This is a genomic window from Streptomyces sp. NPDC050619, assembly GCF_040654815.1.
Lineage (GTDB): Bacteria > Actinomycetota > Actinomycetes > Streptomycetales > Streptomycetaceae > Streptomyces.
The window spans coordinates 1-1165 of record NZ_JBFAIR010000168.1 but is presented as its reverse complement, the minus strand read 5'-3'; the positions used below and the strand labels follow the sequence as shown (position 1 = coordinate 1165).

General features: G+C 53.1%; 1 protein-coding gene. It reads left to right on the top strand.

Annotated features, from left to right (window positions below):
• Positions 1-185: hypothetical protein (locus tag AB0I77_RS53770; protein WP_363290365.1), on the top strand; the 185-nt coding region annotated here is incomplete at its 5' end.
• Between the last annotated feature and the right edge of the window lie 980 nt (positions 186-1165).

Here is a 1165-nt window from a genome sequence, read left to right as displayed (position 1 = left end):
TTCCAGTCAGCGTCGACGGCGTCAAACACAAAGGTCAACTCGGCATCAGGACCCGGGACGATGGGTTCGATGTCGTCGAGGCGCGCATAGGCACGGCGCGGAAACTCGCGCCGGTATTCTTCTCTGTGGAAAAACCTATTCACGCCTCACTTCTCCATCAACGGCGGATCAATGTTTCGAATTGATCTTGAGCGTGCCCTAAGCTCAGAAGGCCCTATTCCAGCTTTAAGGACTCCCCTTGCATCGCCGCTGCATGTGAGGACACAGCATTGAAGCGGCAAAAAAGGACTGCAACTGAGCGGTTAACTGTCGCGCCTCAGGTTTCACCCCAATCCTACTCTGCTTCTGCGCCAATCGACACCTATGCCGAATGGCTTCTCCTGGCCGATGGTCGATTGTAGTCACACAACTTGTCCCCATTTTCCTACATCTTCCCTTCTAAGCCGTAATCTGACCATTCGGAGTGGCAAGATGGGCGTTTATGGAATACCTTTCGAATTCATCAGAACCAAAGTTACGATGCTCGGTACAAAGCATTGGTAACGGCAGTGGAAGACCATCTCGCCAGCAGTTGCTGGTCGGAGCCAACTTCCTTCTGGGTCTTTGACGGCAACTCTACTTCTGCAGCGATTGCCGCTAGCTGCAAGGCGGCGATCGACACTCAGATCGATCAGGTGGTCATCGGGTCGCCCATCACAAAGACCATGATTGTCGTAGGGAAGATTGAGGACATGAAGTAGCTCCAGTCGATAGTAGACTTCGCCAAACCGGGTTAGTCCCCAAAACCGAAGTTCTGACCGCGATTCTGCTTCGGCCAGAAGTAGATCGGGCATAGGTGACGGCTATTGGCCGATAGCGGGCACTGCGAAAATGGCTGGCAGGATGCTGATTTGCCGACGTCGCAGTTGGGCGTTGCCGGGAAATTTGGAAGGCTTAAGTCGTTGATTGAATAGCAAAGTTGCCAAAATTATTAATCAATTCGGCCCGGGGTTGTCTCCTTGGCGGCCTACCAGCCTGATAGGTTTTCAGGTGCGAGCCAGGATGTTTCCTTCGATCTTGAAAAATAGACCATGAGGCGCAATGCACGGCTGACGCGTTCCAGCAGTCTGTGGAGAGCGGGGCAGCTGATCGAGTGTTCGGTGCACGATCTGTCCGTCTATTCCAA